Origin of the sequence: Enterococcus sp. DIV0358 (assembly GCF_051713465.1) — a bacterium.
GTDB classification, from domain to species: Bacteria; Bacillota; Bacilli; order Lactobacillales; family Enterococcaceae; genus Enterococcus; species Enterococcus faecalis.
The window spans coordinates 1,812,651-1,836,250 of record NZ_JBIOPX010000001.1 but is presented as its reverse complement, the minus strand read 5'-3'; the positions used below and the strand labels follow the sequence as shown (position 1 = coordinate 1,836,250).

Below are 23,600 nucleotides of genomic sequence, written 5' to 3'. Positions count from 1 at the left end.
CAGATGAAGCACTGTTGTGGAGCCGAGCAATTAATTTCTTCATCGCTTGATAGGACATTTTTTGACTAGAAAAGCTAGTCTTATTTGAGTGTACGTACAAGCGGTTGTCGGGATTTCTGTCAGGATGGACGACGTGCAGACGTGGTTCTTTTTTTGTTGTCCCAAAATAATCAGTTAACAAGAAAGAAGTGACGAAAATGAGTATTTTAACTATTGAACATTTAACGCATCGATTTGGCGAAAAGGTCTTGTATGAAGAGGCTTCATTGCAAGTGAATAAAGGGGATCATTTAGGCTTAACTGGCCAAAATGGGGTCGGCAAATCCACCTTAATTAAAATTTTAACGGGGGAAGTATTGCCAGACGAAGGAACGATTCAGTGGCAAAAAAATTGCAAGATTGGGTACTTGGATCAGCACGTTTCTGTAGAACAATCACTAACGATGGTTGATTTTTTGAAACAAGCCTTTCAAGAACTTTTTGATAAAGAAGCGAAACTGACAAAGCTTTATGAAGAATACAGTCAAACGGCTTCGGAAAAACTTTTAGAACAAGCAGGCAAGTTACAAACAGATTTAGATGAAAGTAATTTTTACCAAATCGACACGATTATTCAGGATTTAGCCAATGGGTTAGGACTACAAGCAATTGGTTTGGATAAAAAGTTAGGGGAGCTAAGCGGTGGTCAACGTTCAAAAGTGATTTTAGCAAAATTATTGTTAGAGGCCCCTGATGTGTTACTTTTAGATGAACCCACCAACTATTTAGATGATACACATATTCAATGGCTTGTTCGCTATCTGAATAATTTTGAAGGAAGCTTTCTATTAGTCTCCCATGATTATCAATTTTTAAATGAAGTGACGAATTGCATCGCAGACATTGAGTTTGGCAAGTTAACCAAATATACTGGAAATGTAGAAAAATCTTTTGCACAAAAAGAGCAGAATAAACAAACCTATTTGAAACAGTATCAGGCCCAACAAGAAAAAATTGAAAAAATGGAAGCCTATATTCGTAAATACAAAGCTGGAAATCGAGCAACGATGGCTAAAAGTCGACAAAAACAATTGGACCGGTTGGAACGATTGACTCCGCCTGGTTCCTTGACTAAGCCAGCGATTGAATTTCCTTATCAAGGGTTAGTTGCAACGCAAGCACTAACGACCCAGAAGTTAGTTGTCGGCTATCGGGAACCTTTGTTAGAACCGTTAAATTTAATGGTTCATGTCGGTGAAAAAGTCGCATTGAAAGGCTTTAATGGGATTGGCAAATCAACATTAATTAAAACGTTGACGAAAGTGATTCCTTCATTAGATGGAGAATTTCATTATCCGCTGAATACAAAAATTGCTTATTTTACCCAAGACTTAGCGTGGCCTAATGAGCAGTTAACGCCGCTAGACTATTTATCAGATCGTTTTCCAGATACAACGATTAAAGAGCGAAGAAGTCATTTGGCTAGGGCAGGTTTACCAGATAAGCTAGCAATGCAGTCGTTAGCCCTGTTAAGTGGTGGTGAGCAAACAAAAGTAAAACTAGCGGAACTAATGATGCAAACAAGTAATTTGTTATTTTTAGATGAGCCAACCAATCATATTGATGAAGCGGCCAAAAAAAGTTTACAAGAAGCAATTCACGTTTACCCAGGAACGGTTTTTCTGGTTTCCCATGAAGCAGATTTTTATGAGGAAATTGTGGATCGAGTAATTGATATTGAGGAATTAGTTAAATAAAGAAGAAAGAACCAAGTTGAGGGGGAGTCAACTTGGTTCTTTCTTCTTTATTATTTATTTACTCATTAAGCCATCATGGATTTTTGTTAAATTCCAGTTCATCATGCTGTAGTACGTATCGCCTTCTGTTCCTTCTTTGGCAAGAGAGTCTGTGAAAAGTGTATCGTAAATTGGTCGTTTCACTTCTTTTGAGACCCGTTCCATACTACGTTTATCGACACTGGTTTCAACAAATAACACAGGTGCTTTTGATTTCTTAATGGTATCAATAATCGTGGTCATTTGTTCAGGTGTTCCTTGACTTTCTGTGTTAATTTCCCAAATATAAGCGGCATTTAAATCATAAGCTTTGGAGAAATATTTAAAGGCACCTTCACTTGTAACTAATAATTTTTTATCATCAGGAATATCAGCGAATTTAGCTTTGGCTTCCTCATGTAGTTTGCTAAGTTTTTCGGTATAATTTTTCGCGTTTTCTGTATAGAAATCTTTATTTTTTGGATCTTTTTCTACTAACACGTCACGAATGTTTTCTACATATTTAATGCCATTTTCAATGTCTAACCAAGCATGCGGATCTTCTGTTTGTTCTTGACCGGCACTTGTTAAATATTGTGGCGTAACATTTTTACTTGTAGAAAAGTAATCTTTATTCTCAACTTTTTTGGCCGTTTTCATTAATTTGTTAAACCAGCCATTTCCGCCTGTTTCTAAGTTCAAGCCGTTAAAGAATAAAATGTCCGCTTCAGAAGCTTTCGCAATGTCTTCTGGTAACGGTTCATATTCGTGAGGGTCTGTCCCAATTGGCACAATACTATGCAGCTCAATTTTGTCTTGCCCAACATTTTTCACTAAATCGGATAAGATCGAGTTCGTTGTCACAATTGCTAATTTTTCTTTCTTTTCAGCGGCTTGATTCCCGCAAGCAGCTAACGTTAACCCTGCTAAAAATGTTAAAAAAAATAAACTAAATTTTTTCATTCGTTGATTCCTCCATTTCTTTCTCACGGTTTACAAATACTAGGCCTTTCTTTGGTGAGAAAAAGAAAGCCAATAAAAAGAATAAGGCGGCGGTTAAAACAATCGTCGCACCAGAAGCTAAGTTATAAGAATAACTAAAGAATAGGCCAATCACTGAACTTAAAATCCCAAAAGTAGAGGCTAAGCCAATCATTGTCGGTAAGTGATTTGTTAATAGATAAGCTGTTGCCGCTGGCGTAATCAGCATGGCAATGACTAAAATAGTTCCGACGGTTTGCAAAGAAGAAACAGCGACTAATGTTAGTAAAAACATCAATGCATAGTGGAAAAATTGAATATTTAAACCATAGGCCTGAGCCATTGTGGGATCAAAAGAAGTGAGTTGCAACTCTTTATAAAACAATGCCACAAAAATCAAAACAATCACGCCGACGACACAAGTAATTAAAATATCGGTATCTGCGACCGCTAATACATTTCCAAACAGAATATGATATAAATCGGTGGAACTTTTTGCAAAAGAGATAAAAATAATCCCTAAAGCAAAAAAAGAGCTAAAGACAACACCAATGGCAGTATCATTTTTTAGTGGACTTTTTTGGGTAATAAAGCCGATTGATAATGCAGCTAATAAGCCAAAAATAGAAGCGCCAAAAATATAATTGAAACCAAACATATAAGAAACAGCGACCCCTGGTAAAACAGCATGTGAAATCGCATCACCCATCAAAGACATCCCACGTAAAATAATGAATGAACCAATTACCCCTGAAATGAGTCCGACAATTACAGACGTCAAAAGGGCATTTTGTAAAAATTGATAACGGAATAAACCATCAATAAATGCAGCAATCATTTTGCAACCCCCTGTATTAATAAATCACCTAACAAATCACCGTATGCTTCTTGGAGCGTTTCTGCAGTAAATGTTTGTTCAACAGGACCCGCAGCAATTAGCCGGTTTTTCAAAACGATTAATTCATCAAAATAGTGGGACACTTTGTGCAAATCATGGTGAACAATGATAATCATTTTACCTTGATTTTTTAATGATTTGAGAATATCCATAATCACTTTTTCACTAGACATATCAATGCCGACGAAAGGTTCATCTAAAAAAATCACCTCAGCACCTTGGGCCAAAACACGAGCGATAAACACACGTTGTAATTGGCCACCAGAAAGTTCGCCAATCTGGCGTTGCGCATAGTCTTCTAATTGCACCATTTTTAATGCAGCCATGGCTGCTTGCTTTTCTTTCTTTCCTGGGCGTTTTAATAGTCCCAAGTTTGGATAGGTTCCTAGCAAGACCGTTTCAAAAACGCTAATTGGGAAACTAAGATCCAAGGCGCTACGTTGTTCTACATAGGCAATGGTTGTTTTTTGTTGGTCAATCGCTTGATTATTTAACAAAACATCACGTTCCTTTGTTTTAATCAAGCCTAATAACCCTTTAATAAATGTTGACTTTCCAGCACCATTTGGTCCGATAATTCCAGTAATTTTACCGGAGGGAATAGTAACGTGGATATTATTTAAAGCGGTCCGTCCTTGATATTGAACGGTTAACGCTTGAACAGCTAAGTTAAAGCTTTTTCTCATGAAATTCCTCCTTTTTAGGTTTGCCTTAAAATCAGTATAAGGGATAGTTTAAGAAAATGCAAATAATTTTTAGGCGCACCTAAATACAAGCGCTTTTTTCACAAAGAAAACTGTTTCTTTCAATAAATTAAGGAGGATCCCATGATTTTTATGACAAAAAATGGTAGAATATGAATGAAAACGACTATTATTTTATATTGACGGAGGATATCATGACCGAAAACTATCAAGATGACACCTTACGCATCTTCAGTTTAAATGCAAATCGACCACTTGCTGAAAAAATCGCAGCATCAGTAGGAACAGAATTAGGAAAAAGCACCGTGCGCCAATTTAGTGATGGCGAAATTCAAATTAATATTGAAGAAAGTATTCGTGGCGATCATGTCTACATCATCCAAGCAACGAATGCCCCTGTAAATGATCATTTGATGGAACTGCTTATTTTAATTGATGCATTAAAACGTGCTAGCGCAAAAACAATTAATGTTATTTTGCCTTACTATGGTTATGCTCGCCAAGACCGCACAGCGAAACCAAGAGAACCCATTACTGCGAAATTAGTTGCTAATATGTTGGTAGAGGCAGGCGCAACACGTTTGTTGACATTAGACTTGCATACTGTTCAAGTCCAAGGATTTTTTGATATCCCAGTAGATAATTTATTTACAATGCCTTTGTTTGCTCATTATTATCGTCAACAAGCATTAGTAGGGGAAGAAATTGTGATTGTTTCGCCTAAAAACAGTGGTGTTCAACGCGCACGTAGTTTATCGGAGTACTTAGATGCGACCTTAGCAATTGTCGACCATGAAGAGATTGATGGGGTGCGTCAAGAAGGTTACGTTATTGGGAATGTCGCTGGGAAAAAATGTATTCTTGTTGATGACATTTTGAATACTGGTCAAACGTTAGCCACAGCGGCGGAAGTTTTAATGAAAAATGGTGCGCAAGAAGTGTATGCTTGCGCCTCGCATGGTTTGTTATCAGAAGGCGCAAAAGCAACCTTAGAAAATGCGCCAATTAAGGAAATTAGTATTACTGACTCTGTTTATACGACAGCAGACCGCCAACCAGCAACCTTGAATATTATTTCTTGCGCTGAGTTAATGGGGGAAGCGTTACTTCGTATTCATGAAAATAAACCAATGAGTCCATTATTCCGTTTAGAACCAAAAGGAGAATAAGTGATTCCTTAAACTAGAAATAGGTCTAACAACTTTAACAGTGTTGGACCTATTTTTCTTATCTCTTTTATAAATAGAAGAGAAAGTATTCTGATTTTGTGTTTTAAGCTTTTTATGCTAGAATAACGCCAGAACATAAGGAAAGGGACGAGTCATTTGGAACCCATTTATTTAGATCATGCGGCAACAACACCGCTTCATCCAACGGTCATTCAAGCGATGACTGAAAATATGCAAACGACTTTTGGCAATCCATCAAGTATTCATCAGTTTGGACGAAAGGCACACGGTCTTCTGGAAGAAGTGCGTCAAACGATTGCCGAGAGCTTACAAGCCAAACCCCACGAAATTATTTTTAATAGTGGTGGCACAGAAGGGGATAACACAGCCATCTTGGCAGTTGCTTTTTCTCGTCAAAAGGAAGGAAAACATATTATTACTACGGCAATTGAACATCCCGCTGTATTACGAACGATGGAATACTTAGAAACGTTAGGCTTTGAAGTGACTTACTTGCCTGTGAATGAAAATGGTCAGATTTCAATGGATCAATTCAAAAAGTCTTTACGCGAAGAAACGATCTTGGTTTCAATGATGTATGGCAATAATGAAATTGGAAATCGATTACCGATTGCTGAAGTTAGTGCAATTCTTAAAAATCATTCGGCGATTTTTCATACAGATGCCGTCCAAGCTTATGGAAGTGAAGTCATTTTACCTCATGAATTAGGGATCGACTTATTAAGTATTTCCGCTCATAAAATCAATGGTCCAAAAGGCGTAGGGTTTTTATTTAAAAGCGATGCAATCCAATTACCACCTCTTTTACATGGTGGGGAACAAGAAGAAAAACGACGTGCGGGCACGGAAAACTTAGCTGGAATTATTGGCATGGGTACTGCCGTTTCATTACTAACTTCTACAGAAAAGCAAGCAAGAAAAACAGCTTATCAAAGTTTTCAAACGATTATTTTAAAAGCGTTAGAAGAAGCCAATATTGATTTTTCAATTAATGGTGAACCAACCAATCGTTTAGCGCATGTCTTAAATCTTCATTTAAAAGGAATTCCCAGTGATTTGCTCTTAATGCATTTGGACTTAAGAGGTATTGCGATTTCAACAGGCTCGGCTTGTACAGCGGGAACTGTGGATCCTTCGCACGTGTTGACAGCGATGTATGGAGAAAATTCCTCAGCTATTAAAGAATCAATCCGGATTAGTTTTGGCTACGGGAACACACCAGAAGAAATTGCGACTTTTTCTGAAGTACTAGTTGCAGTGATTCAACAATTGAAAAAATAATCTGATTGCGGCAGCTACAGGTTTTCGCTATAATGAAGATAACAATGAAAATAACGAGGTGGAACCCATGGCATTTACAACAACGGCTGCTGTTGAAGGCTCAACAGTTTTTTACAAAGTACATCCTAGTGCAAAACGCTATACATTAAAAGATAACGGCTTTACTGAAACAAAATCAGGGAACTTTCAATTGATTCGTTCCTTAGATCCAACGCCTCAGAGAAATGAAGGCTTCAAATTGAAAATTACGATCACTGCTGATCTAAAAGAGTTGAAAATGTCCATTACAACGGCAAATGGTTTAAAACCAATGAATATTTTCAAGAATGAACAACATGAAATGAGTAAAGAAAAATACTTTTTCTTAATGGATGGCTTAATTAGTCGTGGTGTATTAGAGAAAGTAGAATAATTTAGAGAAACCTGAAGAAACAAGTGAAAGTAGCTTGTTCCTTCAGGTTTTCTGTTTATTTGAAAGCAATAGCTTGTTCGCTGTGCCTTTGTTCCAAGTATTTTCTCATTATACGCCCGGCTTGCTTTACTTATTTCAAAAAAATAGTATAATGAAAAGCACTGAAAAGTTACGACCTTCAAATCGTGGATGATTTCAGAATCTAATTGAAATGATGGTGATAAAATGGCAGATAACAGCAAAACGCGTGTCGTGGTAGGCATGAGTGGCGGTGTCGATTCATCTGTCACAGCGTTGCTTTTAAAAGAGCAAGGCTATGATGTAATTGGGATCTTTATGAAAAATTGGGATGATACAGACGAAAATGGTGTCTGTACCGCAACTGAGGATTATAAAGATGTCGCAAAAGTAGCGGATCAAATTGGGATTCCGTATTATTCGGTCAATTTTGAAAAAGAATATTGGGACCGTGTGTTTGAATATTTTTTAGCAGAATATCGGTTAGGACGGACACCAAATCCAGATGTCATGTGTAATAAAGAAATTAAATTTAAAGCATTCCTAGATTATGCTATGCAACTAGGCGCTGACTATGTTGCAACTGGCCACTATGCACAAGTAGAAACGGATGAAAATGGCGTAGTGCATATGTTACGTGGAATTGATAATAATAAAGATCAAACCTATTTTTTAAGCCAATTATCACAAGCCCAATTGGCAAAAACAATGTTTCCATTGGGTGGCATGGAAAAATCAGAAGTTCGTGCAATTGCTGAACGTGCTGGATTAGCCACAGCCAAGAAAAAAGACTCAACGGGCGTTTGTTTTATTGGTGAAAAGAATTTCAAAGAATTTTTGAGTAATTATTTACCAGCTAAAAAAGGCAACATGGTGACAGAAGATGGCGAAATCAAAGGACAACATGATGGTCTGATGTATTATACTATCGGTCAACGCCAAGGCTTAGGAATTGGTGGCGGCGGTAAAACACAAGAACCATGGTTTGTGATTGGGAAAGATTTAACTACCAATACATTATATGTGGGACAAGGATTTCACCATGAAAAACTATATGCAACACATTTAGAAGCTAGTGAGGTTCATTTTACTGTTGATACGCCAATGCCAAAAGAGTTTGACTGTACGGCTAAATTCCGTTATCGTCAAGCAGATATTCCAGTGCATGTTTCCTTATCTGAAGATGGCACAAAAGCAACCGTTACGTTTAAGGAACCAGCGCGCGCAGTCACTCCAGGTCAAGCTGTTGTTTTTTATGATGGGATGGAATGCTTAGGGGGCGGCTTAATTGATCGCGCCTACCAAGATGAAAAAGAACTACAATACGTCTAAAAAGTTTCACGAGTTGTGAAACAAAAAGGATGAAGTCAACCAAAAGAAAAGCGGATATGCTGGTCATAAAACCAGTAAATATCCGCTTTTCTTTTTTATTTTATATGCCTATTTTTTTTAAAATAAGAAAAAGAGAAAAATTAAAAATTAAAATTGTGGATAACTTTTCTGTGTATAACTCAGGCATCATTTTTCTCTTTTTTTAATTCGGCGGTGCTTCGACGAACCCATAGAAGGTTAAGGAGAACCAGACAAGAAGTGGAAATAAAGACCCCACGATAACCGAAAGCGGCAGATACGCTTGAACCAATCATAGGACCAATCACATTTCCTGTCGCTTGGAAAGATTGATTGTAACTGAAAATACGACCTGCAGCGTCACTTGGGGAATAACGAGTGATCAATGTTTGAACAGCTGGTAGTAAACAGGCATCGGAAATCCCAACTAAGAAACGAAGCATAGCAAGCTGCCAGACATTTTGAACAAAGGCCATTGGTAGATAAACGAAAATGGCTAAAATTAAGCCAATTGTCAAGATGCGTTCACTGCCAATACGATCGCCTAACCGGCCGAAACGAGGGGCGGCTATTAACGTTGCAATCCCTGGAATAGAAGCAATGACTCCGCTGATTAAGGTGACATTTCCGTGACCACCCAACAATTGTTGAATATATAAACTGATGATGGGACTAATTGAATTATTGGAAGCTTGAATAATTAATGTCGTAATAAACATTCCAAGAATCACGTGGGGATGTTCTAGTTTTTTTAAAATTTGTTTCCCAGATGCGGCTTGATTTTTTTCAATTGGCACAAACTCTTCATGGACAAAGACGAGACTCAAAACAAAAACGAGTAATAAAATCGTACCAGTAATAAAAAAGGTTGGCCGATAACCGAAAATAGACGCAGTGACACCGCCCAAAAGAGGACCAAGCAACGTGCCGGTAACAGAACCAGTGGCTAAAGTACCAAGCACTTGGCCGCTTTTTTCCTTAGGTGTGCCTGTAGCAACTAACGCAGTCGCATTACTGATATAACCAGAAAAAACACCTTGTAATAAGCGTAAGCCAATCAATTGATAAACACTTGTGACTGCGCCCATTAAACTAATGACGATAGCCATTCCTAATGAAGCGCGTAATAACATTAACTTGCGTCCTTTTCGGTCGGCTAAACGGCCCCACCAAGGTGAAACAATGGTTGTGACTAAAAAAGTGGAAGAGAACGTGATTCCGCTCCAAAAATTCAATTGTTGGTGGGTAAAAGTACCTAATGTGTTGATATAAAGAGGCATAAATGGCATCACTAAGCTAAAGCCAATACCAGCCATAAATGTGCCAAACCATAAAACAAGCAGATTTTTTTCCCAAGGTTGTCTTGGACGGAAAATTTTACTTTTAATTAATTCATACATTCTATTTCCTCACTTTCTAGTAAAGAAATTCAAATTTGGCTTTGGCGAGTCGTTGATCATTCAATGCTTGATGCAATTCATTCGCAAAAAAGCCTTCTTTTAAATTTAGTGGATTTTTTGTAGCGTATACATATAACGTATAGGTGTGCACACCAGAGCGAGGGCTTAACCCCAGATAACGTTCGGTTAACTCAGGTAACGTTTCAGTGGCAAGCGCAGGAATCATCTGTTTCCCCAAAGGAGAAGCAAGACTATTTTTTCCTTGAATGGTAGGCTTGAGTGCTGTTCGACTAAAGTCTTCAGGAATCTCATTGGTTACAGGAACATTGGCAGCTAACCAATGAATAAAAGGGAAACCGATTAGAGGAATCGTGTCATAATCAATTAATTCCCAAGATAAATAACGGGCTTCTTTAGGAATGGCCGCTAAAGAAATAGGAAAAGATAAAATAGGACGTTCGTGTAATAAAAATTCTGCACTGGTTCGTTTGCCATAACGATCGGCCAAATGAGAACGGTTGGTAATATGCATGCCAAACAGCCTTCTTTCAAAAATGATGTTTACAAATTATTATTATAAACTATAATTTATAGTTTAAAAAGAGTCAATAGATATGATAAACTAATAATTGTCCAAAATTTAAGAATTGGAGGCGTCAGAAAGATGGCAAAAAAACGGAATTTAACGAAAGCCAAAATCCTTGAAAGTGCCCGCAACCTAGCGGAAGAATTGGGCGTTCAACAATTAACCTTTCAAAATTTAGCCGTTGATTTAGGCATCAAGTATCCTTCACTCTATAATCACTTTAAAAATATTGCTGAAGTAAAAAATGCTCTAGTGGACTTGTTAATTCAAGAATTAAATGATGCATTGCGACGAGCCTTAGTGGGTAAGAGTGGCGCAGAAGCAATTCGGATATATGCTGAAACGTACCAACAATTTGCTTTTGAAAATTCTGCAGTCTATGAATTACTTATCAGTGTGCCGAAAACGCAAAACCAACAATTAATTGAAGGCATCCATGAAACCAATCAAATTATCTTACAACTTTTAGCTTTTTATCCATTTAATAATGAAGAACGACTGCATAAAAGTCGAGAATTACGTAGCTTAATCCATGGTTATATTACCTTACGTTTTTTAGGTTATTTTCAACGCGAAGAAGCCACGCCAGAAGAAAGTTATCGTCGCATGATTGAAGATTTTATTGCTTCTTTAGAAGTGGCAGGATAAAATAAATTTCAAAAATTTCTCAGTCCGAAACCAAATCCTTGCAACTTTTTCAGAAAGTGACTATGATACCTACAGTAGCAAAAAAAGGAGCGGTTCAATGTATCAAGTAATTACAATGTATGGCGACAATGAACCTTGGTGGTTTTTTGATGATTGGCAAGAGGACATTGTTCAAGAAAAAACCTTCGATAACTTGACCGATGCAGAGACATATTATGTGGAAGTTTGGCAAAAACTTTCTCAGAATTATACATACGTCAACACAAAGCCTAATTATTTAACGGCTTTCTGGAATGATGGGGAAGAACGCTGGTGTGAAGAATGCGATGAAGATTTACAACAATACTTCGGTTTAGCATTACTAGAAAATCATCATGCAGTTACTTTTGAAAATAAAGCTGAGTTTACCACAATATCCAATCATTTTGGCAAAACAAAATTCTGCAAACGGAAAGTTATTTGAAACGCATGAGTTTAAAGAAAAACCTCAGGGAATTTTCTTTAAACTCTTTTTCTATTCTCGGAATTTAGAGAAAATCGAGCTAATATTTGGTATAATACGAAAAGATAGCACTCAAAAAGGAGCGAAACTAGTGGTTGCAAAACAATTAATTATTGCCGAAAAACCTAGCGTAGCAAAAGATTTAAGCCGCGTTTTAGGAGCAAATCAAAAAAATAAGAATTATTATGAAGGACCCAACGTGATTGTCACCTGGGCTTTAGGCCATCTCTTAGGACTAAAAATGCCAGAAGATTTAAACAAAGAATGGCAAACGTGGCAAATGGAAACTTTACCGATGATTCCTAAGAATTTAGGGATTAAACCGTTACCGAAAACGGGACATCAATTAAAAGCGATTAAACAATTAGCCAATCGTAAAGATGTTTCTGAAGCCGTGATTGCCACCGATGCTGGTCGTGAAGGTGAATTAGTGGCCCGCTGGATTTTAGAATATGTCCGTTTTAACAAACCAGTCAAACGCTTATGGATTTCATCTCAAACAGACAAAGCCATTAAAGACGGGTTTAAGAAAATTCGCCCAGCGAAAGACTACGATAATTTGTATTACTCTGCCTTGGCGCGCGCAAAAGCTGACTGGTTAGTTGGGCTAAACGTCACACGGGCCTTGACAGTGAAATATCAAGATAACTTATCCGCAGGTCGTGTTCAAACACCAACTTTAGCAATGGTACGCCAACAAGAAAAAACGATTGAACAATTTAAGCCTCAAACTTATTTTACTATCTCGTTAACTGTTGAATCAGAAAAAGCAAAGATGACCCAAAAAAATCCATACGCTTTGAAAGAACGGCAGGAAGCAGAACAATTAGTCAAAGAACTCTCAAAACAAAAGGGCTTAGTTACCGATATCCAAGAAAAAGTTAAAACAGAAAATGCGCCGTTACCGTATGATCTAACCGAAATCCAGCGTGAAGCCAATCAGCGATTCCAATTTTCTGCAAAGAAAACGTTGTCTCTTGTACAAAGTTTATACGAAACACATAAAATTGTTTCCTATCCTCGAACTGACAGCAAATATCTAACAACGGATATGAAAGGAACGATGAAAGAACGACTTCAAGCCATTGCTGATTTTTCACCAGAAGTGAAAGGCTACCTTAAAAATGGGGCCGTTGTTAAACAACAAAAAGTTTTCCAAAATGCAAAAGTCACGGATCACCATGGATTGATTCCAACTGAACAACGTCCTCGTTATGAAAAGCTAAGCAATGATGAACAAAAAATCTATCAAATGATTGTTCAACGATTCTTAGGTTTGTTTGCTGAGCCAAATCAAACCAAACAAACAAAAGTTACAGTCGCTTTTGGAAAAGAAACATTTGTCTTTCATCAAAATAAAGTAGTTGTTGCTGGCTGGAAAACAACAGCCGAACAGCCGCTATCCACTGTCCAATGGCAAAAAGGCATGACCGTTGCGCCAAACTTTACCATTAACAAAGAATTAATGTCGCCGCCAAAACCATTAACCGAAGGAACGTTGTTAGGAAAAATGGAGAAACACAGTTTAGGCACACCGGCAACGCGAGCTGAAATCATTGAAAAACTGATTAAATCAGAATTGATGGAACGAACCAATAGCGGTTTAAGTGTCTCTGCCAAAGGAAAGCAACTATTAGACTTGGTGAATCCATCACTTGTGACACCTGAACTAACGGAAAAATGGGAAAAATCGCTCGAAGCAATCGCTTCGGGTCAACAAAAGAGTCAACTTTTCTTAAAGGATATTGAAGAGGATACGAAAAAATTAGTCCGTGAAATTAAACAAAGCGAGAAAAAATATCAAGATTTTTCCATTACGCAAAAAAAATGTCCAGATTGTGGCTCAAACTTACGGGAGAAAAATACAAAAGATGGGAAGATTTACGTTTGTACAAACCAAGAATGTTCTTATCGTCGGCGAAAAGATCCTAAAGTATCCAATCACCGTTGCCCACAATGTCATAAAAAAATGGTCATTATAGAAGGAAAAAATGGTCGTTCTTTCAAATGTAAATTCTGTTCGATTACTGAAAAAATTCCCGATAAAAAAGAACGAAAACAAAAAATGACTAAACATGAAGAACGTCGTTTGATGAAAAAATATTCACAACCAGACGAACCTGAAGAAAGTGCTTTAGCACAGGCTTTAAAAGCCGCTATGAACCAAGAGTAGCGACTTGACGAATGTTGGCTCTAAATAATCAAGTCATCTTTGTTGGTCTTTAGTAAACTTTCAAATAGAAAGAGAGGGACACGGATGCTCGCAAATTTAAATCAAGCAATGGATTATATTGAAGAACATTTAACGGAAGAAGTATCCTTCGATGAATTGGCGAAAAAGACAGGGATTTCTGTTTACCATTTTAAACGAACTTTTTCGTTTATTACGGGGATGAGTCTGGCTGAGTATATTAAAAAGAGACGTTTGGCGGAAGCAAATTTAGCATTACTTGCTGGTGAAAAAGTGACAGATGTAGCTTTTAAATATGGTTATCAAAGTATTGAAGGATTCTCAAGAGCTTTTCGCGATTGGTCAGGACAAGCCCCTTCTGAAGTAATGAAAACACAAATCCAAAAAACGTTTCCTAAATTCTCTTTCTATATTGATATTAAAGGAGGACAATCAATGGATGTTAAATTGATTGAAAAACCAGCGTTTCAAATAGTCGGAGTTAGTCAGAAGGTTCCCTTGCAGTATCAAGGGGAAAATCAAGCAATCATGGAATTAGCACAGCGCATTACACCACAACAACGAGCGGAAATGCATATATTTGATGATGTATATCCTCATCAAGTAGTAAATGCTTCTTTTGACTTTCAAGAGGGACGAACAACAGAGGGTGGAGAAATGACACACATGATTGGCTTTGCCACTTCGCAAGAAAATACCTATGAAGATTTGGAGCAACTAAGCGTACCTGCTCATACATGGGCGGTTTTTCCAAATGAAGGTCCTTTCCCACAAACTTTACAAGAAACCTGGGCAAGGATATTCTCTGAATGGTTGCCTTCATCTGGTTACCAAGTCGTTGCAGCACCAGAAATTTCGTTTACGCAATATCAAGGACCAGCAGAAGCTAAGTATAGTGAAATCTGGCTCGCTGTTACAGCTACTAAATAAAGAAAACCCACCATTGAAAAATGGTGGGTTTTTCCGCCAAGAAGGAGAAAGTTTGGTATAATAAACGTGAAGAAAAAATTCAGACCTTCTAAACTGAAATCTAGCTATGGATAAGTGATGCGAATACGGAATCATGGAGAAAAAATAATTCTCCGAGGTTTTAGAGTCATGTTGTTTGGAATGGTACCAAAACAACAAACCCTTGTTCAGCATAATGACTATAGTTTTAGAGTCATGTTGTTTGGAATGGTACCAAAACAAACTTTTTTGATTTGGCTTTTTCTCCCCTGTTTTATAGCCATGTTGTTAAAAAACAAACTATCACCACAAGCAATCCGTAATTTTCATCACAAGATTAGAATTTTTATCATCAAAGACGAGCTGCTTCGATTTTCGAAAACTAATCAAGTGATAAGTCAAAATGTTGATAGATTGAGATTAGTTCTTCCTTTTTTTAGGAAGGGCTTTTTTTATTGATAGAAGAAAGGGAAGAAATCTTGGTAGCACCTAAAAAAATTGTGAGAAATGCTTCTGTATTGTTTGGTTTCTGCCTCAGAAAGTTGTATACTTAGATTGGAATTATTCTATATTACATGCATTTTCACACTTTTTGGAAAAGTTCACTTGAATTTTCTTTTAGTTTCGTAGATAAAAGGAGTCATCGCTAATGGAAATGAACAATTCAGGTAAGCTTGTTTCTTTGTGTGGAGGCAAATCAGGGAGGAAATAATATGTTTGATATTGTAACATTGGCGAGAATCCAATTTGCGATGACAACAGTTTTCCACTTTTTCTTCGTACCGTTTTCAATAGGATTAGCACTTGTTGTAGCAATTATGGAAACAATGTACGTTGTGAAAAAAGAGGAACGTTATCGTAAAATGGCCAAGTTTTGGGGAAATATATTCCTATTAAGCTTCGCTGTTGGGGTTGTAACCGGGATTATTCAAGAATTTCAGTTTGGGATGAACTGGTCTGATTATTCTCGATTCGTCGGAGATATTTTTGGGGCACCGTTGGCGGTAGAAGCGCTCTTAGCTTTCTTCTTAGAGTCAACATTCTTAGGTTTATGGATCTTTACTTGGGATAAAATGAATCCAAAAGTTCACGTAACCTTTATCTGGTTAGTCGTATTCGGTTCAATGATGTCTGCTTTCTGGATTTTAGTTGCCAATAGTTTTATGCAACATCCAGTAGGTTATGTCATCAATAATGGCCGTGCTGAAATGGTGGACTTTGTAGCTGTCATCAGCAATCCAAAAGTTTGGTATGAATTTTCACACGTTATCATGGGCGCCTTTACATTGGGCGGCATGGCAGTAGCTGGTATGGCTGCTTTCCAATTGTTGAAAAAACGGGATATTTCATTCCACAAAGCATCTATGCGCATTGGTTTATGGGTTACTTTGTTCGGTTCAATCGGCGTTTTATTAGCTGGCGACTTGCAAATGAAAGCTCTAATTGAAGGACAACCAATGAAATTTGCGGCGATGGAGGGGGCCTATGAAGACTCTGATGATCCTGCTGCTTGGACATTGATTGCTTGGGCAGATGAACGGGAACATAAACAAGTTTTTGGTATCGATATTCCGTATATGCTAAGTATTTTATCGTATAACAAATTATCAGGTTCGGTTGATGGAATGGATACAGTCAACAAGCGCTTGGTAGAAAAATATGGGGATGATAAAAATTATTATCCACCAGTTAACACTTTATTCTGGAGCTTCCGTATCATGGCTGGTTTTGGTGCCTTAATGTTATTGGTTGCTGCCTTAGGACTATTCTTTACAAGGAAGAAAAAACCATCTCTGTACGAGAAGAAATGGATGCTGTGGATTGTTGCTTTATGTACGTTCGCACCATTCCTTGCGAATACAACAGGTTGGTTAGTCACTGAATTAGGTCGTTATCCCTGGACTGTCTATGGATTATTTACGATTGAACAAAGTGTTTCACCAAATGTATCGGTTGCTTCATTAATTACGTCAAATGTCATTTATTTCTTATTATTTGCTGGTTTAGGTAGTGTCATGGTTTACTTGGTCATTTTAGAATTACGTAAAGGACCAGACTATGAAGCGAAAAAATTAGCGAAAGAAAATGAACCAGCGTTGGATCCATTTGATAAGGGGGTATTTGGCGAATGAGTACACTACAATTATTATGGTTTGTCCTTATCGGCGTCTTGTTCTCAGGTTTCTTCTTCTTAGAAGGATTTGACTTTGGTGTTGGAATGGCCGTTCAAACGTTGGCACACAATGACGACGAAAAAGATCAAGTCGTTGCAACAATTGGACCTGTTTGGGACGGAAACGAAGTTTGGCTATTAACAGCGGGCGGCGCAATGTTTGCCTCTTTCCCATATTGGTATGCTTCATTATTTAGTGGCTACTATTTAATTCTATTTACGATTTTATTTGGCTTAATTATTCGCGGAGTTTCCTTTGAATTCCGCCACAACATGCCGGAAGGTAAACGTCGTCGGATGTGGAACTGGACGCTATCAATTGGTAGTTTCCTTGTACCGTTCTTCTTTGGTATTTTGTTTATCAGCTTAGTCCAAGGGATGCCTTTAGATGCAAACGGCAATATGCATGCGCAATTTACGGATTATTTTAATCTGTTTTCAATTGTTGGTGGTGTAGCCTTAACATTACTTTGCTACTTACACGGTATGAACTATATTGCTTTAAAAACAGAAGGCCCAATTCGCGAACGTGCTCGAAATTATGCAGAAATCTTATACGGCGTTTTATATGTCGGTTTAGTAGTTTTTGCAGTGTTGATGTACTTCAAAACGGACTTTTATGAAAAGAACTTTGCGGTCACTTTAATTTTAACGTTAGCAATTGTGGTCTTAACGGTCATTGCTAATGTTGGGGTGTTTAAACGCAAAGAGATGTTAGCTTTTCTAGCGAGTGGTTTAACATTAGTTGTACTAGTTGCTCTCTTGTTCAGTGGCTTGTTCCCACGTGTTATGATTGGTAGTGAAGGTTTTGATTTGTTGATTAAAGATGCAACAAGCACACCATATACACTAAAAATTATGACGTGGATTTCTTTAAGCATTTTACCATTCGTGTTAGCTTATACTGCTTGGTCCTATTATATTTTCAGAAAACGTATTTCACAGACAGCCGTACCAGAGGGGTATTAAATCTATGATTGATAAAGACATCTTACAGATGCCTAAAATCAAAAAAATTCTTGTCTTGCTTGCAGGTTTTTCTTTCCTGCAAGCAGTCTTTATAATTGGGCAAGCTTTTTTTCTTTCAAAAGCCATTGTCGGCCTTTGGAGTGGCGGGCATCTTAACCAACAACTACAGAGTATTTTACTCTTTTTTATTTTTTATCTTGGTCGACATGTTATTACGTATTTTCGTGAGAGAATGCTCGATACATTTAGTTATGAACGCTCGAAAGAATTACGCGAACAATTATTAACCAAAATTTTCCGTTTGGGGCCAAATGTTGTTCAAAAAAATGGAACTGGAAATATGGTTACCATGGCTTTAGAAGGCATCAGTCAAACCGAAAATTATTTACAATTGATTTTGACAAAAATGATGAATATGATGATTATTCCTTGGATTATTTTGGCCTTTGTTTTTACACAAGATATTCGTTCAGGCGTAACATTGCTGATTGTTTTTCCGATTATTATTATTTTTATGATTGTGTTAGGTTATGCAGCACAAAGTAAAGCGGACAAGCAATATGCGGCGTTTCAAATGCTTTCCAATCATTTTATTGATTCCTTGCGAGGAATTGACACGCTGAAACTGTTTGGGTTGAGCAAAAAATATGCTGGAAGTATTTACCATACAAGTGAACGATTCAGAAAAGCGACCATGAGTACATTGAAAATTGCTATTTTATCAACCTTTGCGTTAGACTTTTTTACGACATTATCGGTAGCTGTTGTGGCAGTTTTCCTTGGATTAAGTTTATTAAACGGCACGATTTTATTATTTCCTGCCTTGGTTACTTTAATTTTAGCACCTGAGTTCTTTTTACCGATTCGTGATTTTTCAAGTGATTATCACGCAACCTTAGATGGAAAAAACTCTTTTCAAGCGATCCAAGCGGTATTAGCATTGCCAGAAGCAGAACAGACCGATGTGCTCACGTTAGATGATTGGCATCAAGAAAGTCAGTTGTCAGTCACAGCGTTAAATTTTTCCTATGAAGATGCAACGCAAGAAGCGATTCAATCGTTGCAATTCTCTGTTGATGGTCGCAAAAAGATTGGAATTATCGGGGCGAGTGGTTCTGGTAAGTCAACGTTAATTAATTTATTAAGCGGCTTTTTATTACCAACAGAAGAAACGAGTCAATTGGCGATAAATGGCCAAACGATTCCACATTTTTTACAAAAAGACTGGCAAAAACAAATCCTTTATATTCCGCAAGCACCATATATTTTCCAAGATACTTTGGCAAACAATATTCGCTTTTATACACCTGAAGCAACAGATGAGGCGATTCAGCAAGCGATTCAGTTAGTTGGCTTAGACGAGCTGGTTAAAGATCTTCCCGAAGGAATTCATACCTTGATTGGGGAAAGTGGTCGAATGTTAAGTGGAGGACAAGCGCAACGAGTAGCGTTGGCCCGCGCCTTTGTCGATCAAAAACGCCACGTCTTGCTGTTTGATGAGCCGACAGCGCATTTGGATATTGAAACAGAAGTTGAAATGAAAGAGCGCATGTTGCCATTAATGAACAATCATCTTGTCTTTTTTGCGACACATCGTCTGCATTGGATGGAAGAAATGGATTACATTTTAGTGATGGAAAAAGGTCAATTAGTGGAACAAGGAACGCTAGCAGAGTTGATTGAAAAAGATGGCTACTATGTTCAATTAATGAAGCAAATGAGAGGAGGACGCCAATGATGGAAAAACAGCCGACAACGAAAGACGTTTGGAAAAACGATCAATGGGTTCGTCCTTTCTTAAAACGCTATAAAAAAACCTTGTATTTTGCCTTACTTTTAGGCTTCTTGACGTTCTTTAGCGCAGGGGCATTAATGTTTACGTCTGGTTACTTAATCAGTCGTGCGGCTTCCTTACCAGAGAATATTTTATTAATTTATATTCCCATTGTTTTAACAAGAGCATTCGGGATTGGCCGTCCTGTTTTTCGTTATGTGGAGCGTCTAACGAGTCATAACTGGGTGTTAAAAATGACCTCTGATCTGCGCTTGAAACTTTATAATGTACTAGAAAAAGATGCGATTTTCTTTAAGACAAAATATCGCACTGGGGATATCTTAGGTTTGCTTTCGGAGGATATTAATCATATCCAAAACTTGTATTTACGAACGATTTTCCCAACCGTTATTGCTTGGATTTTGTATATCTTTTTAGTGATTGCATTAGGTTTCTTTTCTTGGTGGTTTGCTTTATGCATGTTACTGATGTTAGGAGTGGTTGTTTTTCTATTACCACTTGTTTCAGTTCTAGTGAATGGTGCGCGTCAAGAAAAACATAAATATGCCAAAAATGAGTTATATCAAACACTAACCGACAATATTCTAGGTGTGTCTGATTGGGTATTTAGTCAACGAGGCTCTGAATTCGTTGCTCGTTATGAAACAGATGAAGCAAACGTTCGTGCATTAGATGAAAAAATGAAGCAATTTAACCGTGGCCGAGACTTTGTTTTACAACTTCTGTTTGGTGTGATTGCGATTGCTGTCTTAGCTTGGACAAGTGTGCGGTTTCCAGGTAATCATGGGGGCGCAGCCAATTGGATTGGTGCCTTTGTTTTAACCGTTTTTCCGTTAATTGATGCCTTTGCTCCGCTACCTGCTGCAGCACAGGAAACAACGATTTATAAGGATTCCATTCGTCGTTTTAATGAGCTTCCTGAAGGGGAAGATGACTCAACAGAAGCGCCTGTTCAGCCAAATGGCACCAGTTTATCGATAGAACATTTGTCTTTTGCATATGAAAATCAAGCGAAAAAGGTATTAAATGACTTATCGTTAACAATTCCTGAAAAACAAAAATTAGCGATTTTAGGGCGCAGTGGTTCCGGAAAGAGTACGTTGGCTTCGCTCATTCGTGGTGATTTACAGCCTACTTCGGGAGAAATCCTTTTAGGAAATATCCCAACTGAGGCATTTGGTGAGACGATGACTGAATATATTGGGGTTATGCATCAAGCACCGTACCTATTTCGAACAACCATTTTAAATAATATTCGGATTGGTAGAGAAGAAGCAAGCGAAGCAGAAGTTTGGGCGGTTTTAGAAAAAGTTGGCTTAAAAGAAATGGTTGCCCAATTACCAGAAGGTTTACAAACAATGGTGGATGAAGCAGGTTTGCGTTTTTCTGGTGGCGAACGACATCGCTTGGCGCTAGCGCGGATTCTTTTGCAAGATACACCGATTGTGTTATTAGACGAACCAACTACTGGTTTAGATCCAATTACAGAACAGCAATTGCTGGAAACCTTTTTTGAGGCATTAAAAGATAAAACCGTCATCTGGATTACCCACCATTTGCAAGGCGTAACTTTGATGGATCAAGTGATCTTTATTGAAGATGGCCAATTAGAGATGAGTGGTACGCCAGAAGAATTACTTGCAACCAATGCGCATTATCAAAAACTTTACCGAATTGATCGTGGCATTAGTTCTTTCGAGGAATAAAAAAACGACTGGTTGTTGATTAAAGCAAACAATCAGTCGTTTTTCTATTTCAATTAATGGCAATTCTTCCATAAAACGTTTAAAATGAACGATGTAATAAGAGCTCAGTTAAGGAAAGTAAGGTTTCTTTTGCTGTGCCATCAGGCAATTGTTGAATATCAGTGATTGCTTTGTTGGTTACTTTTTTAGCAAAAGCTTGTGCTTCTGTAACGCCATGATAGTCATTGACTAGCGCCGCAACTTCAGCTGCCTCTTCTAAGGTAATGGCGCGTCCTTTATCCAAATAAGGGCCGAATACGTCAGGTGCTGCTTGATAAGCGAAGAGAAGGGGTAACGTATAAACACCTTGTGACAAGTCTTCTAAAGCGGGCTTTTTCAAAGTTTCCGTGTCGGCAGTGTAATCTAAAATATCGTCATAGACTTGAAAAGCAATGCCAATATGACGGCCAATTCGTTTAGCTAAACGTTGGACTTCTTTTGAACTATGACCGAAATAGGCCCCTTCAAGACAGCTTAGTGAAAAAAGTTCGGCTGTTTTGCCGTTGACACTTCTTAAATAAGCAGGAATCGACATGCGGCGGTCAAATCGATGACTCATTTGATCGAGTTCACCAAGTAATAACCGTTTCATTCCTTGTGCATTGATTTTCATAAATTCAGAGCCATTCATGGCATCTGCAATCAAAGTAAAGAATTCAGTGAATAGTAAATCACCTGTGTAAACAGCCACGTCTTTACCATATTGTGATTGAATAGTCACAGCGCCTCGGCGCAATGGAGAATCGTCAATAATGTCATCGTGAATCAACGTAGCCATATGTAGGATTTCCAAAGATGCAGCTATTTTTAATAGTTGTTGTTTCTCTTGTTTTTCTTCATCACCCAGTTGAGCAAAAAGAAAGAAAAAAGCGGGGCGTAATAATTTGCCGCCAGAACGAGCCAAAGTTACTAAGGCTTCTTCAATGTCTTCGTTGCGTGTATGCAACGTTTGTTCAATTAATTCACATGTTTCCGTTAAAGAACGTTCAACGTCAGGAAACGACTTCCAAAATGTGTTCATAAATATACTACGATCCTTTCAGTGGTTCAATACTATTTGATTGTATACGAATTGGCGACAGAAATACAGTAATTAAGTTTTAAAAGTAACAAAGTTTGTAAAAAAGTAGCGGAGGGATAGTTTGAATCGAGAAATATTTTTTGAATTAGTAGAATTAAAAGCAAAAACAGCTAGTGTTTTGCCATTTTTGTTAGGAATTTGTTTTAGTTGGTACCAATATGGGCGGCTCCATGTTGGTTATGTTTTAATTTTTTTCATTGCGATGTTTATTTTCAATATGGCGGTCGATATTTTAGATAATTATAATGATTACCATCATGCCACAGAAGTCCATGATTATAAGGAAAAAACGAATATTATCGGTCGAGAAAATTTATCTTTGCCATTAATACGCAAAATGATTTTTTGGATGATTCTCGTTTCTGCTTTAATGGGGATTGGGTTGTCATTTATTGTCGGCTGGCCGTTATTAATTATGGGTCTTTATTGTTACTTAATTGGTATTTTTTATTCATCAGGACCGAAACCTTTGTCCAGTCTACCATTAGGGGAAGTTTTCTCAGGATTTACAATGGGGTTCATGATTACCCTTATTTGTGTCTACATTAATACGTTTGAAGTTTTCAATTGGTCAGCAGCTAATTTATGGGGGATTTTCTTAGTCGCCTTACCTAACACTTGTTACATTGCTAACTTAATGTTAGCAAATAATATCTGTGACTTAGAGGAAGATGAAAATAACAAGAGATATACATTAGTTCATTACCTTGGCAAAGCAAGTTCTTTGAAATTATTCGTCGGATTAAATACAATAGCAATGTTAGCCATTTTGTTAGCTGTCGGTTTAGGATTAACCCCGCCAACAATGTTACTCATGCTTTTAACTTTACCTTTTGTACGGAAACAAACCCAAGCCTTATTGAAGGAACAAGTGAAGAGTAAAACATTTGTTTGTGCTGTGAAGATCTTAGCTGTGGGAGCAACTGCACAAGTGCTATTTTTTGCCATAGGTTTGTGGTGGCTGTAAATTTTTT

General features: G+C 37.6%; 20 protein-coding genes. 14 read left to right on the top strand and 6 right to left on the bottom strand.

The genetic code is table 11. The annotated features are described in order from the left end of the window. The first annotated feature begins 197 nt into the window (after nucleotides 1-197). Nucleotides 198-1,736 carry an ABC-F family ATP-binding cassette domain-containing protein gene (locus IGK70_RS08970; RefSeq protein WP_002409800.1) on the top strand — a complete coding sequence of 513 codons (1,539 nt, stop codon included), beginning with the start codon at nucleotides 198-200 and terminating at the stop codon, nucleotides 1,734-1,736. Nucleotides 1,737-1,790: 54 nt separating this feature from the next. On the opposite strand, the gene IGK70_RS08965 is transcribed toward IGK70_RS08970, so the two are convergent. From IGK70_RS08965 to IGK70_RS08955, 3 genes are read right to left on the bottom strand one after another with little or no spacing between them, the layout of a single operon-like run. Continuing rightward, entirely contained in the window at nucleotides 1,791-2,717 is a 927-nt protein-coding gene (locus IGK70_RS08965; protein ID WP_002425954.1) for a metal ABC transporter substrate-binding protein, read from the bottom strand. Beyond that, nucleotides 2,704-3,573 carry a metal ABC transporter permease gene (locus tag IGK70_RS08960; protein ID WP_002369145.1) on the bottom strand — a complete coding sequence of 290 codons (870 nt, stop codon included), beginning with the start codon at nucleotides 3,571-3,573 and terminating at the stop codon, nucleotides 2,704-2,706. The genes IGK70_RS08965 and IGK70_RS08960 overlap by 14 nt, the downstream gene beginning before the upstream one ends. Next, nucleotides 3,570-4,319 carry a metal ABC transporter ATP-binding protein gene (locus IGK70_RS08955; RefSeq protein ID WP_002360005.1) on the bottom strand — a complete coding sequence of 250 codons (750 nt, stop codon included), beginning with the start codon at nucleotides 4,317-4,319 and terminating at the stop codon, nucleotides 3,570-3,572. The genes IGK70_RS08960 and IGK70_RS08955 overlap by 4 nt, the downstream gene beginning before the upstream one ends. Before the next feature lie 212 nt (nucleotides 4,320-4,531). Here IGK70_RS08955 and IGK70_RS08950 point away from each other — a divergent pair, with 212 nt between their 5' ends. The 4 genes from IGK70_RS08950 (at nucleotide 4,532) to mnmA (ending at nucleotide 8,570) form a co-directional block, all read left to right on the top strand. Then, nucleotides 4,532-5,506: a ribose-phosphate diphosphokinase gene (locus IGK70_RS08950; RefSeq protein ID WP_002362076.1), complete on the top strand. Its 975-nt coding sequence runs from the start codon at nucleotides 4,532-4,534 to the stop codon at nucleotides 5,504-5,506. Between the two features lie 156 nt (nucleotides 5,507-5,662). Beyond that, nucleotides 5,663-6,808 (top strand): cysteine desulfurase family protein, encoded by a 1,146-nt coding sequence (locus IGK70_RS08945; protein ID WP_071981496.1) that lies wholly within the window; start codon nucleotides 5,663-5,665, stop codon nucleotides 6,806-6,808. Nucleotides 6,809-6,875: 67 nt separating this feature from the next. Continuing rightward, the gene (locus tag IGK70_RS08940) at nucleotides 6,876-7,220 is read left to right on the top strand and encodes a DUF1831 domain-containing protein (RefSeq protein WP_002356959.1); all 345 of its coding nucleotides are present in this window, start codon (nucleotides 6,876-6,878) and stop codon (nucleotides 7,218-7,220) included. A 225-nt stretch (nucleotides 7,221-7,445) separates the two neighbouring features. Beyond that, on the top strand, nucleotides 7,446-8,570 hold the full coding sequence (gene mnmA / locus IGK70_RS08935) for a tRNA 2-thiouridine(34) synthase MnmA (RefSeq protein ID WP_002362075.1): 1,125 nt from the start codon (nucleotides 7,446-7,448) through the stop codon (nucleotides 8,568-8,570). 179 nt (nucleotides 8,571-8,749) lie between these two features. Here mnmA and IGK70_RS08930 read toward each other — a convergent pair whose 3' ends face one another. Then, the gene (locus IGK70_RS08930; protein ID WP_002374511.1) at nucleotides 8,750-9,988 is read right to left on the bottom strand and encodes a multidrug efflux MFS transporter; all 1,239 of its coding nucleotides are present in this window, start codon (nucleotides 9,986-9,988) and stop codon (nucleotides 8,750-8,752) included. A 16-nt stretch (nucleotides 9,989-10,004) separates the two neighbouring features. Then, the gene (locus tag IGK70_RS08925) at nucleotides 10,005-10,520 is read right to left on the bottom strand and encodes a YbhB/YbcL family Raf kinase inhibitor-like protein (RefSeq protein WP_002362073.1); all 516 of its coding nucleotides are present in this window, start codon (nucleotides 10,518-10,520) and stop codon (nucleotides 10,005-10,007) included. 132 nt (nucleotides 10,521-10,652) lie between these two features. Between IGK70_RS08925 and IGK70_RS08920 the strand changes: the two genes are divergently transcribed. The 8 genes from IGK70_RS08920 to cydC all read left to right on the top strand — a co-directional run bounded on the left by IGK70_RS08920 (nucleotide 10,653) and on the right by cydC (nucleotide 21,506). Further along, nucleotides 10,653-11,222: a TetR/AcrR family transcriptional regulator gene (locus tag IGK70_RS08920; RefSeq protein WP_002356965.1), complete on the top strand. Its 570-nt coding sequence runs from the start codon at nucleotides 10,653-10,655 to the stop codon at nucleotides 11,220-11,222. Between the two features lie 97 nt (nucleotides 11,223-11,319). Further along, a complete protein-coding gene (locus IGK70_RS08915) occupies nucleotides 11,320-11,685 on the top strand; it encodes a DUF1033 family protein (protein ID WP_002356966.1) in 366 nt (121 codons plus the stop codon). A 130-nt stretch (nucleotides 11,686-11,815) separates the two neighbouring features. Then, the gene (locus IGK70_RS08910) at nucleotides 11,816-13,897 is read left to right on the top strand and encodes a DNA topoisomerase III (protein ID WP_071981495.1); all 2,082 of its coding nucleotides are present in this window, start codon (nucleotides 11,816-11,818) and stop codon (nucleotides 13,895-13,897) included. Between the two features lie 84 nt (nucleotides 13,898-13,981). Then, a complete protein-coding gene (locus IGK70_RS08905) occupies nucleotides 13,982-14,845 on the top strand; it encodes an AraC family transcriptional regulator (RefSeq protein ID WP_071981494.1) in 864 nt (287 codons plus the stop codon). 731 nt (nucleotides 14,846-15,576) lie between these two features. Further along, the gene (locus IGK70_RS08900) at nucleotides 15,577-16,995 is read left to right on the top strand and encodes a cytochrome ubiquinol oxidase subunit I (protein ID WP_002356974.1); all 1,419 of its coding nucleotides are present in this window, start codon (nucleotides 15,577-15,579) and stop codon (nucleotides 16,993-16,995) included. Continuing rightward, a complete protein-coding gene (cydB, locus tag IGK70_RS08895; RefSeq protein ID WP_002356976.1) occupies nucleotides 16,992-18,005 on the top strand; it encodes a cytochrome d ubiquinol oxidase subunit II in 1,014 nt (337 codons plus the stop codon). Before IGK70_RS08900 ends, cydB begins: the two co-directional genes overlap by 4 nt. 4 nt (nucleotides 18,006-18,009) lie before the next feature. Further along, nucleotides 18,010-19,743: a thiol reductant ABC exporter subunit CydD gene (cydD, locus tag IGK70_RS08890; RefSeq protein ID WP_002364369.1), complete on the top strand. Its 1,734-nt coding sequence runs from the start codon at nucleotides 18,010-18,012 to the stop codon at nucleotides 19,741-19,743. Beyond that, nucleotides 19,740-21,506: a thiol reductant ABC exporter subunit CydC gene (gene cydC / locus IGK70_RS08885; RefSeq protein ID WP_080488173.1), complete on the top strand. Its 1,767-nt coding sequence runs from the start codon at nucleotides 19,740-19,742 to the stop codon at nucleotides 21,504-21,506. Before cydD ends, cydC begins: the two co-directional genes overlap by 4 nt. A gap of 79 nt (nucleotides 21,507-21,585) precedes the next feature. Here cydC and IGK70_RS08880 read toward each other — a convergent pair whose 3' ends face one another. Next, complete coding sequence (locus IGK70_RS08880) at nucleotides 21,586-22,566, bottom strand: polyprenyl synthetase family protein (protein ID WP_002378476.1); 981 nt, start codon at nucleotides 22,564-22,566, stop codon at nucleotides 21,586-21,588. Between the two features lie 121 nt (nucleotides 22,567-22,687). Between IGK70_RS08880 and IGK70_RS08875 the strand changes: the two genes are divergently transcribed. Continuing rightward, on the top strand, nucleotides 22,688-23,593 hold the full coding sequence (locus IGK70_RS08875) for a prenyltransferase (RefSeq protein ID WP_002360016.1): 906 nt from the start codon (nucleotides 22,688-22,690) through the stop codon (nucleotides 23,591-23,593). Nucleotides 23,594-23,600 lie beyond the last annotated feature (7 nt).

Bases quoted from the DNA above. Each gene is read 5' to 3' on its own strand.
- IGK70_RS08970 (WP_002409800.1), top strand. From the start codon at position 198: ATGAGTATTTTAACTATTGAACATTTAACGCATCGATTTGGCGAAAAG.
- IGK70_RS08965 (WP_002425954.1), bottom strand. From the start codon at position 2,717: ATGAAAAAATTTAGTTTATTTTTTTTAACATTTTTAGCAGGGTTAACG.
- IGK70_RS08960 (WP_002369145.1), bottom strand. From the start codon at position 3,573: ATGATTGCTGCATTTATTGATGGTTTATTCCGTTATCAATTTTTACAA.
- IGK70_RS08955 (WP_002360005.1), bottom strand. From the start codon at position 4,319: ATGAGAAAAAGCTTTAACTTAGCTGTTCAAGCGTTAACCGTTCAATAT.
- IGK70_RS08950 (WP_002362076.1), top strand. From the start codon at position 4,532: ATGACCGAAAACTATCAAGATGACACCTTACGCATCTTCAGTTTAAAT.
- IGK70_RS08940 (WP_002356959.1), top strand. From the start codon at position 6,876: ATGGCATTTACAACAACGGCTGCTGTTGAAGGCTCAACAGTTTTTTAC.
- mnmA (WP_002362075.1), top strand. From the start codon at position 7,446: ATGGCAGATAACAGCAAAACGCGTGTCGTGGTAGGCATGAGTGGCGGT.
- IGK70_RS08930 (WP_002374511.1), bottom strand. From the start codon at position 9,988: ATGTATGAATTAATTAAAAGTAAAATTTTCCGTCCAAGACAACCTTGG.
- IGK70_RS08925 (WP_002362073.1), bottom strand. From the start codon at position 10,520: ATGCATATTACCAACCGTTCTCATTTGGCCGATCGTTATGGCAAACGA.
- IGK70_RS08920 (WP_002356965.1), top strand. From the start codon at position 10,653: ATGGCAAAAAAACGGAATTTAACGAAAGCCAAAATCCTTGAAAGTGCC.
- IGK70_RS08915 (WP_002356966.1), top strand. From the start codon at position 11,320: ATGTATCAAGTAATTACAATGTATGGCGACAATGAACCTTGGTGGTTT.
- IGK70_RS08905 (WP_071981494.1), top strand. From the start codon at position 13,982: ATGCTCGCAAATTTAAATCAAGCAATGGATTATATTGAAGAACATTTA.
- IGK70_RS08900 (WP_002356974.1), top strand. From the start codon at position 15,577: ATGTTTGATATTGTAACATTGGCGAGAATCCAATTTGCGATGACAACA.
- cydB (WP_002356976.1), top strand. From the start codon at position 16,992: ATGAGTACACTACAATTATTATGGTTTGTCCTTATCGGCGTCTTGTTC.
- cydD (WP_002364369.1), top strand. From the start codon at position 18,010: ATGATTGATAAAGACATCTTACAGATGCCTAAAATCAAAAAAATTCTT.
- cydC (WP_080488173.1), top strand. From the start codon at position 19,740: ATGATGGAAAAACAGCCGACAACGAAAGACGTTTGGAAAAACGATCAA.
- IGK70_RS08880 (WP_002378476.1), bottom strand. From the start codon at position 22,566: ATGAACACATTTTGGAAGTCGTTTCCTGACGTTGAACGTTCTTTAACG.